We start from the raw sequence: 14,296 nt of genomic DNA, 5'->3' as shown, positions 1-14,296 counted from the left end.
CGCTCACATCTCGATATCCAGCGCGCAGTCGAAATTTGGCGCCGAATGCGTCAGTGCGCCGGATGAAGCGTAGTCGACGCCGGTCGTCGCGATCGCCGCGATCGAGTCCAGCGTGACGCCGCCGGAAGCTTCCAGTGTGAGGCGACCTTCCGTCATCCGCACCGCCTCGCGCAGCGTCGCGATATCCATGTTGTCGAGCAGCACCGCCTCGGCCAGACCAGTGTTGAGCACGTCGCGGAGCTGCGCGAGCGTATCCACTTCGATCTCGATCTTGACGAGATGGCCGGCATGCGCGCGGGCGCGTTCCAGCACGGGGCGGATGCCGCCGGCGACCGCGATGTGATTGTCCTTGATCAGGATCGCATCGTCGAGGCCGAAGCGGTGGTTGAAGCCGCCGCCGCAGCGCACCGCGTATTTCTCCAGCGCCCGCAATCCCGGTGTTGTTTTTCGCGTGCAGCAGATGCGCATCTTGGTGCCTTCGGTGCGCGCGACGTAGTCGGCCGTGAGCGTCGCGACGCCCGACAACCGGCCGACGAAGTTCAGCGCGGTCCGTTCCGCCGTGAGAATGGCGCGGGCCGGGCCGGAGATTGTCAGGACCTGCTGCCCGCGGGCAACGCGCGCGGCGTCACGGACATGCGCGCGCACCTCGAGTTCGCGCGAGAGCTTCTGCAGCGTCGCCAGCGCGAGCGGCAGACCGGCGATGACGCCGGATTGCCGTGCGACGAGGACAGCCTGCGCTTTGGTCGCTTCCGGGATCGTCGCGAGCGAGGTGACGTCGCCGGCGCGGCCGAGATCCTCGTCGAGCGCGCGATGCACGGCCTCGTCGATGGCCAGCGGAGAGAGAAAGGCGTCGGGATAAAGCAGGGAGGTCGGGGTCATCATGAAATACTCCGTCAGGCGATCATGGATTGCGCGACGCGCGGGGATGAATGCTCGGTGAGGCCGTCCGCGATCTCGCGCACCGCAGTGAGCGTGGTCATCGTTCTCTGCGCCAGCGCGGGCACGTCCGCAGGATGGTCGGAGCGGAAATGTGCGCCGCGGCTCTCGCGCCGGCTCCAGGCTGCGGCGGTGACGAGCAGGGCCGTTGTCGCCATGTGGCGGACGGCGATGCTCGTGGCCGCGTGCTCGAGCGCCGCAAAGCTGCGCACGGCTTCCGCAAGCCCGTCGCGCTCGCGGATCACGCCGACATTCGCGCTCATCATCGTGCGCAACTGCTGCACGCTGGCTGCATCCGGCGCACCACCGCGCGGTGTCACCAGCGCCTCGGGGAGGCGGGCGGGTGAGGGGATCGCGTGGCCGGCGATGTCGTCGGCAATGCGTGCGGCATAGACCACGGCTTCGAGCAGTGAATTCGATGCGAGTCGATTTGCGCCGTGCGCGCCTGTTGACGACACTTCACCGCCGGCCCAGAGCCCATCGATCGAGCTGCGGCCGCGCGCATCGACCGCGATGCCGCCCATGTGATAGTGCACAGCCGGCGCGATCGGGATGGCTTGCGCCGCCGGATCGATGCCGGCGGCGATGCAGCTCGCATGCACGGTCGGGAATTTGTCGGCGAAACGCGCGCCCAGTGCCTGCCGCGCATCGAGGAAGGCGCCGCGTCCGCCTGCGATCTCGGCGAACACGCCGCGGGCCACAATATCGCGCGGCGCGAGTTCGGCGAGCGGATGGAGTGCAAGCATGAAGCGTTCGCCCTGGCCGTTGATCAGCGTCGCGCCTTCGCCGCGCAGGGCTTCCGTCGCAAGTGGCGCCGGATCGCGGCCGACCATGATGGCGGTCGGGTGGAACTGTACGAATTCCGGATCGGCAATCACAGCGCCGGCGCGCGCCGCCATCGCAAGTCCTGATCCGTTGGCCTCGGCCGGATTGGTGGTGACGGCGTAGAGATGGCCGATGCCGCCGGTCGCCAGCACGATCGCGCGCGAGGCGATCATCATGGGCCTTGACGCAAAGTTGCCGGCCTCGCGCAATTGAAGGCCGGTGACGGCGCCGTCCTCGGTCAGCAGCGCTTCGGCGACAAAGCCTTCGATCAGGCGGATCGACGGCGTGCGGCGCACGGCTTCAATTAGCGCCGCGATGATCGCCGCGCCCGCACCGTCGCCGCGGACATGCACGATCCGCCGCGCCGAATGCGCGGCTTCCCGCCCCACGGCAAGCCGGCCTTCGAGGTCGCGATCGAACGGCACGCCGTGGGCGAGCAGATCGTGAATCCGCGGCGCCGCCTCGCGCGCGATCCCGAGCGCGACCGCTTTGTCGACGATGCCGCCGCCGACCGCAATCGTATCGGCTGCATGCGCTTCCGGTGTATCGCCTTCTGCGACAGCGGCCGCGATACCGCCCTGCGCCCATGCGGATGACGCCCCCTGTCCGAGCGGTGCCGCCGAGATCAGTGTCACGGGCCGCGGCGCGAGTTTGAGTGCGCAGAACAAGCCGGCGAGACCGCCGCCGACGATGACGACGTCGTCGGTGGAGCGGGTGAGGTTGTGGATATTGTCTGTCATGTCACGCTCTCAGTTCTTCAGATTGATCATCCGCTCGACCGAGCGCCGCGCGCGCTGCGCGAGCGCCGGATCGATCGTGACTTCCTCGCCGAGCGTCAGCAGGCTCTCCAGGATGTTGTACAGCGTGATGCGCTTCATGTGCGGGCACAGATTGCAGGGGCGCAGCATCTCGACATCGGGCAGCTCGGCGCGGACATTGTCGGCCATCGAGCATTCCGTGATCATCACCAGCCGCTTCGGCCGTCGCTTGCGTACCCAATTGATCATGTGCGCGGTCGAACCGGTGAAGTCGGCCTCGGCCAGCACGTCCGGCGGACATTCGGGATGTGCGATGATCTGCACGGAGGGATCGGCGTCGCGGAAGGCGCGCAGTTCGTCGCCGGTGAAGCGTTCATGCACCTCGCAGGCGCCCTTCCAGGCGATGATTTTTACGTCGGTCTTTGATGCCACATAGGTCGCGAGATAACGGTCGGGCAGGAAGATCACGCTTGGCGCGCCGAGGCTCTCGACCACCTGCACCGCGTTCGACGAGGTGCAACAGATGTCGACCTCGGCCTTCACCTCCGCGGAGGTGTTGACGTAGGCGACCACAGGCACGCCGGGAAATTTTTCGCGGAGCAGCCGCACGTCGGCGCCGGTGATGCTGGCGGCGAGCGAGCAGCCGGCGCGCGAGTCCGGGATCAGCACGGTCTTGTCCGGATTGAGCAGCTTCGACGTCTCCGCCATGAAGTGCACGCCGCATTGGACGATGACATCGGCCTTCACCTTGGTGGCTTCGACGGCGAGCTGAAGCGAATCGCCGCCGATGTCGGCGACGCCATGAAAAATCTCCGGCGCCTGGTAGTTGTGGGCGAGGATCACCGCGTTGCGCGCGTGCTTCAGTTCATTGATCGCGTGAATCGTCGGCGCCATCAGCGGCCATTCGATCGGCGGGATCACATGCTTGACGCGCTCGTAGATCGGCGCGGTGGCGCGTTCGATCTCGCCCGTCCATTCCAGCGAGGGCCGCGGCAGCGCGGGTCCGGTTCGCGCTGGCGCGAGCGGGGCGGAGGTGGCTTGGCCCTGCGGCCGGTCTGCAAGATCGTCGGGGCCGTAAATTCCAGTGATCGGCATCGAAGCCTCCCATGTCAGTCATATATGCTCCATGTGAGTATATACGGAGCCTGAGAAATCCGGCCGAGAGGGCCGGTGGGGTTCGCCAGAGCTTACATATACTCAAACTGAGTAGATCGAAGATAACATGCTGACTGGCGGGCCGCTAGGCCTCCTCGCACACATTCCCGTCAAGTCACGCCTGGCGCGCCGGGCAGGGCCGCAATCAAGCGTAATGCTCCGGCAGCAGTCCCTGGTGGAACGCAATCACTTTTGACTTGGGGTTTTCATGCATTTGCATTAAACGCTGGTTTGCAGCTGCCGATTTGCAGATCCGCCAATGGCCGAAGAGGTAGACCATGCCGACACATGCGGGCGAGCTCGGTTCGACCTCACGCTCCTCCAACTGGCGTACTCCGGCCGTCATCATCCTCTGCGGCTGTGCGATCGGGATGCTGGGCTTCGGTCCGCGCTCGACGCTGGGCTTTTTCGTGCAGCCGATGAGCCACGAATTCGCCTGGGGCCGCGACGTGTTTGGCCTCGCCATCGCCTTTCAGAATTTGTTGTGGGGATTGGGCCAGCCCCTTGCCGGCGCGATCGCCGATCGCTTCGGCCTGTTCCGCGTGATGTGCGTCGGCGCGCTGCTCTATGCTGGCGGCCTTCTGCTGATGCGTTACTCCTCGACGCCGATGTCGCTCAACATCGGCGCGGGCGTGATGGTCGGCTTCGGTCTCGCCGGCTGCTCGTTCAACCTCGTGCTTTCGGCGTTCACAAAATTGCTGCCGGCCGAGAAGCGCGGCCTCGCGCTCGGCGCCGGCACCGCGGCGGGCTCGCTCGGCCAGTTCCTGTTCGCGCCGATTGGCGTGGCCTTGATCGACAATGTCGGCTGGCAGCAAACGCTCACCGTATTCGGCTTCCTGATGCTCTTGATCATCCCGCTCTCGCTGGCGATCTCGACGCCGCCGGTCGCAAGCACGGCCAGCGCGGCGCCTGCGGATGAGCAGACCATCACCAAGGCCCTCGCGGAGGCCTTCGGCCATCGTTCCTACGTGCTGCTGGTGCTGGGCTTCTTCACCTGCGGCTTCCAGCTTGCCTTCATCACCGTGCATCTGCCGGCGTTCCTGGTCGACCGCGGCATCTCGACGCAAACCGGCGGCTGGGTGATCGCAGCGATCGGCCTGTTCAACATCATGGGCTCGCTCAGCGTCGGCTACCTCCAGAACTCGCTGCCGAAGCGTTACATCCTCTCGACGATCTATTTAACCCGTGCGCTCGCAACTTTCGCCTTCATCTCGTTCCCGATCACGCCGTTCTCGGCGATCGCGTTCGGGGCGGTCTCCGGCCTGACCTGGCTGTCGACAGTGCCGCCGACCTCGGCGCTGGTGGCGCTGATGTTCGGCACGCGCTGGCTTGCCACGCTCTATGGCTTTGCCTTCGTCAGCCATCAGGTCGGCGGCTTCCTGGGCGTCTGGCTCGGCGGCATTGTCTTCGAGAAGTTCGGTTCCTATACGCCGATCTGGTGGCTCTCGATACTGTTCGGCGTGCTCTCCGCGCTGATCAATCTTCCGATCGTGGAGAAGCCGGTCGCACGGGCGGTTGCGCAGCCTGCCTGATCGGCTAAACATCCTGGTCAAACAAGTCAGGGAGTTTGCTGTGGCCAAGTTCAACGCGATCCGGATCGATAAGGCCGACAAGGGCACCACCGCCGCGCTAACCCAGTTCGATGAAGCCGAGCTGATGGACGGCGACGTCACCGTCCGCGTGGAATGGTCGACGCTGAACTACAAGGACGGCCTCGCGCTGACAGGCAAGGCGCCGGTGGTGCGCCGCTTCCCGATGATTGCCGGTATCGATTTTGCCGGCACGGTGGAAGCCTCCTCGCATCCGCAATGGAAAGCGGGCGACAAGGTCGTCTGCACCGGCTGGGGCATGGGTGAGACCCATCTCGGCGCCTATGCCGAGAAGGCGCGGGTGAATGGCGACTGGTTGGTTGCTCTGCCGCAAGGCCTGTCGGCACGCGACGCCATGGCGATCGGCACCGCGGGCTTCACCGCGATGCTCTCGGTGCTCGCGCTCGAGAAGCACGGTGTCTCGCCGAAGAGCGGTCCGGTGGTGGTAACCGGCGCGGCCGGCGGCGTCGGCTCGGTCGCGACCGCCGTGCTGTCCTGGCTCGGCTACCATGTTATCGCCTCGACTGGTCGCGCGTCCGAGGCCGAATACCTCAAGAGCCTTGGCGCTGCCGAGGTGATCGACCGCAACGAATTGTCGGCGGCCGGCAAGCCGCTGGCCAAGGAGCGCTGGGCGGGTGGCGTCGACAGCGTCGGCTCGACCACGCTCGCCAATTTGCTGTCGATGACGAAATATGGTGGCGCCATCACCGCCTGCGGTCTTGCCGCCGGTATGGACCTGCCGTCTTCTGTCGCACCCTTCATTTTGCGTGGGGTGTGCCTTCTCGGCATCGATTCAGTGATGTGCCCGATTGAGCCGCGAAAAGCCGCTTGGCAGCGTCTGGCCTCCGACCTTGATCGGACAAAACTATCTGAAATCACTACGGAAATTCAGCTCGATGAAGTTCCGCAATGGGGCGCGAAAATCCTGGCCGGCCAGGTCCGCGGCCGTATCGTGGTAAAAATTGTCTAACGGCGTTCAGACTTTACCAACCAAGCTGCTTCAATGTCGCCTTGGTTAGTATGGTAAGCAGCGGGTAAAGAGATATGGCATCGCCCGCTGCGGGGTTGGTTCGGAGTAGAGCATGCTTGCGCGTATTGTGTTGGGGGCTGTCACGGCAGTCGTGACGTTTGCGCCGGCCATCGCCTTGGCTGGGAGTATGAACGCGGATGAGGCACGCCGCTTCGTCGCCGGCAAGGTGTTTGCCTTCACCTGTTTCGACGGCACCCGCGGTGCAGGCCGTATCCTCGACGATCTCGGCGCCGCCGGCGCGGTGCAGTTCTCCGGATCGGGCCCGGTGAAACATCTCCGCCTGCCCGGCAACACACTCCAGATCCGCGGCCAGAACGTCTGCGCCTCGATCAAGGGCATTCCGTTCGAGCCTTGTTTCAACCTCGAAAAGACCGATGACCGCAGCTTCCGCGGCTCGGTCTCGGGCATGGGCTTTGCCTATTGCGACTTCCACCACCAGGGCGGCAACCAGATGCTGATGGCGCGGGCCGTTGCGCGGCCGCGCTCGCTGCGTGCGCCGGAGCACACCGGTTCGGTCAATGCCTCAAGCACCGAGGTCGCCGCGCGCGTCGAGACGCCGCGGGTCGAGAGCAGCCGGATCGAGCCGGTGAAGTCGGAAGTGAAATCCGAGCCGGCGAAGAACGAAGGTCCGCTCGAGCTGCGCCGCTCGACCGAGTGACGATCCGCGCAAACCTGCGCGCGCGATTTACCCGCCTTACGAATGCACCGCATGCGAAGCCGTGACGCCGTAGTGATACGGCCCGCGGTTTTTATGCCTTGGTAGCGACTGGCGCCCCAGCCTGCGCAACGGCCGGGGGGCGCGGCCCTAAAACAAGGGTTCATCGATGTCGCTGTACTACTTCCGCATCAGCACCGGCCGCTATTCCGGCGCCGCCGATCAGCCGTATGAGTTCGCGGATCGCGATGCTGCCTGGGCCGAGATGACCGAGGTCTGCGCCAATCTGCTCGGCAGCATTTCGCGCAATCTGAAGCCGAATGCGAAGTGGAGCATGGAGTTGCTCGACGACGACAAGAAGCCGGTCTTTCGCATCAGCCTGGTCGGCGAGACCTTGTGTCGTCAGGGCTGCGACGCAGAGAGCGCGCGTTAACGAACGCGGCGTCTGCAATTTCGCGAGGCATCGATTCGCTGCACGCAAGAAGTGTGCAACTGCGATGATTTGAGCAGCGTGGCGTTTGCGCGCGAGCATTGTGCGGCGCCGCGACGAATGAGATGCAGGGTTAACCTTCCGGAAAAGCAACGCAGGCATGATCCCCGCAATATTCCGGGCGTTGAGTCGCCCATCTGTATTGCGTCATAGCGTTTTGGAGCACCTTCATGAGCGGCCTTTCCATACGCCTGACCCACAAGGTGATGGCGATCGGGCTCTTCGGCCTCGTCGGTCTCGTCGCCTTCGGTGCGATCTATGAGATCGGCAGCCTCTCCCAGGATGCCTCCCGCGAAATCGCCAGCCGCGCCCGCGCGATCGTCGACCTCAACAAGCAGATATCGATCGAGATGCTGGAGGCCCGACGCAACGAGAAGAATTTTCAGCAACGCCGCAACGAAAGCTATGCCAAGGCGCATGCCGAGCTGATCGGCCCGATCAATCGCGATTTCGACGAGATCGAACGGTTGATGTCGGCGGCCGGCATGAGCGCGCAGTCCGACAGGACGAGGCAAGCCCAGGAAGGCTTCAAACGCTACGCGGCTGACTTCAATACGCTGGTCGCCACCGAGATCAAACTTGGCCTCAACGAGACGCTCGGCCTGTCCGGCTCGCTCCGCGCCGCGGTGCACGACATCGAGGCCAAGCTGAAGGAGATCGACGATCCGCGGACGACGAGCTGGATGCTGATGATGCGCCGGCACGAGAAGGACTTCATGCTGCGGCGCGACCCAAAATACATTGCCGAGCTGAAGAAGGCTGCGGTTGAATTCTCCAACGCGATAGAGGTTGTCGCGGTCCCGACGACGGTGATGAACGACATCACGGCCAAGCTGCAGAAATACCAGTCCGAGTTCGCGGCCTGGGCCGAGACCGCACAACAGAGTGCGGCTCTCGACGCCGCCATGATGAAGACTTTTCGCGAGGTCGAGCCTGTGATGGTCGAGGTGCGGAATGCCGTCGACACTATGTACAGGAAGGCCGACGCTGCGGAAGCCGCAACGCGCGATACCGTTCGTCTGTGGATGATGATTGCCTTCCTCGTCACCGTTGCGGTGCTCGCCGCGGTCGGCTTCCTGCTCGGACGCTCGATCTCGAAGGCGCTGTCCGGCATGGTCGATGCGATGACGCGGCTTGCGCGCGGCGAGCTCTCGATTGCCGTTCCCGGCATCGGGCGCAAGGACGAGATCGGCGAGATGGCCGGTGCGGTCGAGGTGTTCAGGGCCAACATGACGGAGGCCGAACGGTTGCGTGCCGAGCAGGCAGATGCCGATACGCGAAGGCGCTCGCAGCGCAAGGCGGACATGAAGCGGCTCGCCGATGACTTCGAAGGCGCGGTTGGCGAAATTATCGAGACCGTCTCATCGGCTGCGACCGAGCTCGAAGCCTCCTCCAATACGCTGACGCGCGCGGCCGAGCGTTCCAACGGGCTCGCCACCTCGGTGGCGTCGGCCTCGGAGGAAGCGTCCGCCAATGTGCAGTCGGTGTCTTCAGCGAGCGAGGAGATGACGTCGTCGATCTCCGAGATCAGCCGCCAGGTGCAGGAATCGGCGCGCGTCGCCGACGTCGCGGTCGAGCAGGCGCAACGCACCAATGCGCAGGTCGGCGAACTGACCAAGGCTGCGGGGCGCATTGGCGATGTCGTCGATCTCATCAACACCATCGCCGGCCAGACCAATCTGCTGGCGCTGAACGCCACGATCGAGGCGGCGCGGGCCGGCGAGGCGGGCCGTGGTTTTGCCGTGGTGGCGAGCGAGGTGAAGGCGCTGGCCGAGCAGACCGCGAAAGCAACCGGCGAGATCGGCCAGCACATCGGTGCGATCCAGTCCGCGACGCAGGATTCGGTCGGCGCGATCAAGGAGATCGGCGACACCATCGCGCGGATGTCGGAGATCTCGTCGGCCATTGCCGCTGCAGTCGAGGAGCAGGGCGCCGCGACGCAGGAGATCTCCCGCAATATCCAGCATGCCGCGCAGGGCACCTCGGACGTGTCGGCGAATATCGGCGAGGTCCAGCGTGGCGCGGGCGAGACCGGGGCTGCGTCGGCGCAGGTGCATTCGGCTGCGCAGTCGTTGTCGCAGGAGAGCAACCGCCTGAAGAGCGAGGTCGTGCGCTTCCTGGATTCGGTACGAGCGGCGTGACGGCTTAGGTCGCTACACACTCAAGGATGCGTTGTACCGGTGTGACGTGGCGAGATATCCGCGTGGCTGCAACACATGGTTGCGGCCAGGTTAAGTATCGGGAATCGGCAAATCAGTAGTTCTCCTAGGCCCTTGTTAACGCCTGTTTGCAACTATGGGCGCAATCCTACCGGATAAGAACCAGCCAGCATTATTGGAATGACTTCCGCTCCACCGTCCGTCCGTCGCGACGGGCGCGGCGCGGGGGATTTGTGCGTTCAGGTATCATCGGGATTTGTCGTGATGTCGAAATTGTCGATCGTCTTCAAGCTTCTGACCGTGTTGTCGGTCCTCGTGCTCTCGCTTGCCGGCGTCGGCGTCGTGGCGATCGGCACCATGCAGAACATCAATTCTCACACGGTCGAAATCGCGGAGAGCTGGCTGCCCAGCGTGCGCGCGCTCGGCTCGCTTCGCGCCGACATCAACGAGCTGCGCGTCGCGCTGCGCCTGCACCTGATGCAGGACACGCCCGAGGGCAAGGAAGCCGCCGAGAAACGCCTCGCCTCGCTGCTGGCGCGTATCGACCGGACCCGCAAGGTCTACGAGCCACTGATCACCACCGCCGACGAGCGCTCGCTCTATGAGCAATGGACCAGGGCGTGGTCCGAATATCTGAATGGCGTGCAGGATGTGATGGCACTGTCGCGCAAGAGCCCCGGCAAGTTCCCGGCCGATGCCAACGAGATGCTGCAGACCAAGGTCGCGAAGATGGCCCAGGCGGCCGATCCGCTGCTCCAAAAGGGCATCGAGATGAACAACCGCGGCGCCGAGATCGAGACCAGGCAGGCGGCTGACAGCTACGCCATGATCTTTCGCGTGCTGGTCGGCATCATCGTGGCCTCGGTCTTGATCGCGATCGGCTCCGCCTATTATCTCGTGCGCGACGTGTCGCGCGGCATTGCCTCGATTATCCGCCCGATGCAGTCCCTCGGCGAGGGCGACCTCTCGGCCGAGGTGCCGCATCGCGGCGAAAAAACCGAGATCGGCTCGATGGCGGATGCGCTCCAGATATTCAAGCAAGCGCTGATCGCCAAGAAGGTCGCCGACGAAGCGGCCGCGCGCGACGCCGAAGCCAAGATCGAACGCGGCCGCCGCGTCGACGCCATCACCCGCAAGTTTGAGGCGATGATCGGGGAAGTCGTCGGTACCGTCTCCGCGGCCTCGACCGAGCTCGAGGCGTCGGCAACGACATTGACCAGCACCGCGCTGCGCGGCCAGGAGCTTGCAACCGCGGTCGCCGCGGCTTCCGAGGAAGCGTCGACCAACGTCCAGTCGGTGGCCTCGGCTTCCGAAGAGCTGTCCTCCTCCGTCGCCGAGATCAGCCGCCGCGTGCAGGATTCCGCGCGTATGGCCGCGGAAGCGGTCGACCAGGCAGCGCGGACCAACGCGCGCGTCAACGAGCTGTCGCAGGCCGCTTCCCGCATCGGCGACGTCGTCGAGCTCATCAACACCATCGCGGGCCAGACCAATCTGCTCGCACTGAACGCCACCATCGAAGCGGCGCGTGCCGGCGAAGCCGGCCGTGGCTTTGCCGTCGTCGCCTCCGAGGTGAAGGCACTGGCCGAGCAGACTGCGAAGGCGACCGGCGAGATTGGGGCGCAGGTCGCAGGCATCCAGTCGGCGACGCAGGAATCGGTCAGCGCGATTCAGGAGATCGGCGGCACCATCGAGCGGCTGTCGGAAGTGTCCTCCGCGATCGCCGCCGCGGTCGAGGAGCAGGGCGCGGCCACACAGGAGATCTCACGCAACGTGCAGCAGGCTTCGCTCGGCACGCAGGAGGTCTCGATGAACATCACCGACGTGCAGCGCGGCGCGATCGAGACCGGCTCGGCCTCGACGCAGGTGCTGTCGGCGGCGAAGTCGCTGGCGACCGACAGCACCCGTCTCAAGGTCGAGGTTGCGCAGTTCCTGGAATCGGTCCGCGCGGCCTGATCCTCAACTGCCTGTCTGCGGAGCCGGCGGCGGTGCAATCTGCCGCCGGAACAGGATGCGCTGGTACAGCCAGCCGATCGCGACCAGCACGATGCCGAGGCACATGAACGACAGCGCGCGGTAAACGCCGGTCAGCGTCGACATGTCGATCACGAAGGCCTTCAGGATCGTCAGCGCGATGACGGCGGCGGACGCCAACCGTGCGCGCTCGGAGTTGACCGTTATGCCGATGCCGAGCAGCACCACGCCGAAGGCGAGCCAGCCGATCGAATAGGTATATTGCTCGGCGCCCGAGGTCCCGCCGCTGGTGAGGAACGGGCCGTGATAGAACCGGCGGATCTCCAGCGTCAGGTACGCCAGCGCAAACACGAGTGCGGCACCCGCAATCGTATTCGCGTAGATCTTGCCGCGTGCACCGACCACCGCATAGGCGAGCAGCAGCATCAGCACCGCCGGCAGCGCGTAGCAGAGCAACAGCAGGTTGAACACGGCGCCGCCGACATCGATGTGCCACAGCAGCGGGTTCTCGAGGAACAGCAAGCCGAACACGCTGATGAAGCCGGCGATTGCCGTGAGCACGACCGCGCCGACATTGTGCACGATGCTGTGGCTGCGCAGCCGCAATCGCTCCAGCCCAATCGCCATGGCCAATGACACGCAGACCTGGAGGCCTGCTTCGAGCAGTGACGGCGCTGCGATCATGTCGCCGCCGGTTGCGAGATGCCGAACCTGCATGAAGGCGAGCAGCGCGGTGAACAGGATCGCGGCCGCCTCCACCATGCGCAGCGGCGCATCGTCACCGCGTCGGCGCAGGAACATGCTCGCCGCCCAGAACGAGGCCGCCGGCAGGCCATAGCCCCACAACAGCCAGTTGAAGATCGGCGTGGTGCCGACGGCATCGCCGACGATGCGCGGATCATAGAGGATGCGCGCGGTGACGATGCTCGCGAAGATCGCGGCGAGCCAGCGCAGGAACGGGATCGGCCGCTGCAGCGCGATCCAGGCGGTGCCGAGCGACATCAGCGCCAGCGCGATGGTGAGCCAGCCCTTCTCCAGCGCGAAAGTGAGCGCCAGCGCCAGCGCGCCGAGCGTGCCGGTCGCAAACAGCGCCGTCGAGATCGCAACGCCCGGCCGCATCTCCCGGCGGGTCAGCGTTTCGGTCGCCGCGCCAAAGGCGGCGGCGAGCAGCACCGCCAGGATCGCGAACGGGATCGAGCGGTCGAGATGGGCGATGCGGGCGTAGAGGGCGACCAGGATTGCGATCGGCGTCGCGACGCCCGCCGCCGACCACACCACCGGAATGATCGCCGAATTCGAACGCCCTTGCGCGAAAAAGCCCGCGATGCCGAAGCCAATGGCGAAAATCGCGGCTATGACCAGGTGCTGGGCCACCGCGCTGTCGGTTGCGGTCGGCGTGATGCCGGGCATCGGGCCGCCCGGCAGCACCAGCATGTCCGGATTGGCACGCACGGCCCATTCGGCGAACACGATGAACACGGTCGCAGCAGCCGCCCCGAGAGCGCCGACTGCTGCCTCCGCGCGCCAGGCGACGAACAACGTCGATGCAACGAGCAGCGTGAAGGCGATCAGCGTGAGATCGGCATGTGCGCTCGACAGCACGATCAGCATCGCGCCGAACAGATAGGCGCCGAGCGCGCTCGACGACACCGGCTCGATCTGTCCGTCCTCGATGGTTGGGCCGAACATGAAGCCGCAGACCACGAGCAGGGAGGCCAGCACGAAACCGGCGATCACGTGGAAGTCATGCGGCGCGACCTGCATCTCGCCGGGATCGAGTCCCGGGAAGATCCAGAGCACGGCGAAGACGATGGTGGTCACGGCCAGCCAGCGCCACAGCCGGATGCGGGCAAGGCCAAAACTCGCGGCGGTGACGATGGCGAGATAGATATAGAGCGCCCAATAGTCCGGCTTGCCGCTCGAGACGAGAACGGGCGTCGCGAAGGCGCCGACCACGCCGAGGCCGGCGAGCGCGGGCCCGTGCAGCAGCGCCGCCGCAAGTGTGCCGAGCGCGACGAGGCCGAGCAGCACGAAAGCGGTGGCGGGCACGAGGAAGCCGTAGAGCGCGTAGGCCGCGTAGATAGTCGCGAACGCTACGGCCGTTCCCGCCGCGGTGAGGATCGCGGGGATATTGGCGATCGGCAGCGCCGCGATGGTGGAGATGCTCTCCTTGCGCCGCGTCCATTCGCCGGCGCCGAGCAGTGCCAGCGCGAACAGGCCGCCGAGGAACACGCGCACGCCGGGGCCGACGAGGCCAGCCTCGATCGAATAGCGCACCATGAAGAAGCCGCCAAGCGCGAGCGCAAGCCCGCCGATCCACACCACCCAGCGCGTGCCGAGCCGTTCTTCAAAACCGGGTTCTGCGGCAGGCACGGGAGGCGGCGCGACATTGTCGGTGCTCGGCTCGATCGAAGGCGATAAAACTTGCTCGGCGACCGGGGTCGGCGCCAGTTCGGCTTCTGGCGCAAGCGGCGGTGGCTGCGCGGCAATTGTCGCGGGTGCTTCAGGCGCCGGCGTGGGCAGCAGCGGCGGCGGTTGCACCTGTCGCTGCGCATACAGCGTCGCCTCGAGCGAGTTGATCCGGCGTCTCAGCTCGGTCGCCTGGCTGGTGGCCTTGATCGCGATCAGGAAGGCGATGATCGCAATGATGATCGCAAGGTCGTCAAACGGCGCGTCGAACATAGGGCCTCCAGGCAATCGGCGGGCAGGGGCCGACCGCAAACTTGAT

10 protein-coding genes are annotated in these 14,296 nt (G+C 65.5%); 6 read left to right on the top strand and 4 right to left on the bottom strand.

The annotated features are described in order from the left end of the window. Window positions 1-3: 3 nt before the first annotated feature. Genes nadC through nadA form a run of 3 tightly spaced genes read right to left on the bottom strand, consistent with a single transcriptional unit; the run spans window position 4 to window position 3,614 of the window. On the bottom strand, window positions 4-882 hold the full coding sequence (gene nadC / locus ABIA96_RS02955) for a carboxylating nicotinate-nucleotide diphosphorylase (protein ID WP_354135509.1): 879 nt from the start codon (window positions 880-882) through the stop codon (window positions 4-6). A gap of 11 nt (window positions 883-893) precedes the next feature. Further along, entirely contained in the window at window positions 894-2,501 is a 1,608-nt protein-coding gene (locus ABIA96_RS02950) for an L-aspartate oxidase (protein WP_354135508.1), read from the bottom strand. A 9-nt stretch (window positions 2,502-2,510) separates the two neighbouring features. Further along, window positions 2,511-3,614 carry a quinolinate synthase NadA gene (gene nadA / locus ABIA96_RS02945; RefSeq protein ID WP_354135507.1) on the bottom strand — a complete coding sequence of 368 codons (1,104 nt, stop codon included), beginning with the start codon at window positions 3,612-3,614 and terminating at the stop codon, window positions 2,511-2,513. Between the two features lie 338 nt (window positions 3,615-3,952). Between nadA and ABIA96_RS02940 the strand changes: the two genes are divergently transcribed. From ABIA96_RS02940 to ABIA96_RS02915, 6 genes are all read left to right on the top strand, one after another. Then, window positions 3,953-5,206: an MFS transporter gene (locus ABIA96_RS02940; RefSeq protein WP_354135506.1), complete on the top strand. Its 1,254-nt coding sequence runs from the start codon at window positions 3,953-3,955 to the stop codon at window positions 5,204-5,206. Window positions 5,207-5,246: 40 nt separating this feature from the next. Beyond that, window positions 5,247-6,233 carry an acrylyl-CoA reductase (NADPH) gene (gene acuI, locus ABIA96_RS02935; protein ID WP_354135505.1) on the top strand — a complete coding sequence of 329 codons (987 nt, stop codon included), beginning with the start codon at window positions 5,247-5,249 and terminating at the stop codon, window positions 6,231-6,233. Window positions 6,234-6,345: 112 nt separating this feature from the next. Next, complete coding sequence (locus ABIA96_RS02930; RefSeq protein WP_354135504.1) at window positions 6,346-6,951, top strand: hypothetical protein; 606 nt, start codon at window positions 6,346-6,348, stop codon at window positions 6,949-6,951. Between the two features lie 166 nt (window positions 6,952-7,117). Next, window positions 7,118-7,381: a DUF6894 family protein gene (locus ABIA96_RS02925; protein WP_354135503.1), complete on the top strand. Its 264-nt coding sequence runs from the start codon at window positions 7,118-7,120 to the stop codon at window positions 7,379-7,381. A 227-nt stretch (window positions 7,382-7,608) separates the two neighbouring features. Further along, window positions 7,609-9,579 carry a methyl-accepting chemotaxis protein gene (locus tag ABIA96_RS02920; protein ID WP_354135502.1) on the top strand — a complete coding sequence of 657 codons (1,971 nt, stop codon included), beginning with the start codon at window positions 7,609-7,611 and terminating at the stop codon, window positions 9,577-9,579. A 282-nt stretch (window positions 9,580-9,861) separates the two neighbouring features. Next, window positions 9,862-11,550, top strand: a complete 1,689-nt coding sequence (locus ABIA96_RS02915; RefSeq protein ID WP_354135501.1) for a methyl-accepting chemotaxis protein — start codon at window positions 9,862-9,864, stop codon at window positions 11,548-11,550. A gap of 3 nt (window positions 11,551-11,553) precedes the next feature. On the opposite strand, the gene ABIA96_RS02910 is transcribed toward ABIA96_RS02915, so the two are convergent. After that, complete coding sequence (locus tag ABIA96_RS02910) at window positions 11,554-14,250, bottom strand: DUF2339 domain-containing protein (protein WP_354135500.1); 2,697 nt, start codon at window positions 14,248-14,250, stop codon at window positions 11,554-11,556. Window positions 14,251-14,296 lie beyond the last annotated feature (46 nt).

Origin of the sequence: Bradyrhizobium sp. LB11.1 (assembly GCF_040549385.1) — a bacterium.
In the GTDB taxonomy this organism is placed as follows: Bacteria; Pseudomonadota; Alphaproteobacteria; order Rhizobiales; family Xanthobacteraceae; genus Bradyrhizobium.
This window is presented reverse-complemented; position numbering and strand designations above follow the sequence as displayed.

What these genes read in the sequence shown, in the direction of transcription:
- ABIA96_RS02920 (WP_354135502.1), top strand. Translation starts at nt 7,609, where the DNA reads ATGAGCGGCCTTTCCATACGCCTGACCCACAAGGTGATGGCGATCGGG.
- nadA (WP_354135507.1), bottom strand. Translation starts at nt 3,614, where the DNA reads ATGCCGATCACTGGAATTTACGGCCCCGACGATCTTGCAGACCGGCCG.
- ABIA96_RS02910 (WP_354135500.1), bottom strand. Translation starts at nt 14,250, where the DNA reads ATGTTCGACGCGCCGTTTGACGACCTTGCGATCATCATTGCGATCATC.
- ABIA96_RS02925 (WP_354135503.1), top strand. Translation starts at nt 7,118, where the DNA reads ATGTCGCTGTACTACTTCCGCATCAGCACCGGCCGCTATTCCGGCGCC.
- ABIA96_RS02940 (WP_354135506.1), top strand. Translation starts at nt 3,953, where the DNA reads ATGCCGACACATGCGGGCGAGCTCGGTTCGACCTCACGCTCCTCCAAC.
- ABIA96_RS02930 (WP_354135504.1), top strand. Translation starts at nt 6,346, where the DNA reads ATGCTTGCGCGTATTGTGTTGGGGGCTGTCACGGCAGTCGTGACGTTT.
- ABIA96_RS02950 (WP_354135508.1), bottom strand. Translation starts at nt 2,501, where the DNA reads ATGACAGACAATATCCACAACCTCACCCGCTCCACCGACGACGTCGTC.
- nadC (WP_354135509.1), bottom strand. Translation starts at nt 882, where the DNA reads ATGATGACCCCGACCTCCCTGCTTTATCCCGACGCCTTTCTCTCTCCG.
- ABIA96_RS02915 (WP_354135501.1), top strand. Translation starts at nt 9,862, where the DNA reads ATGTCGAAATTGTCGATCGTCTTCAAGCTTCTGACCGTGTTGTCGGTC.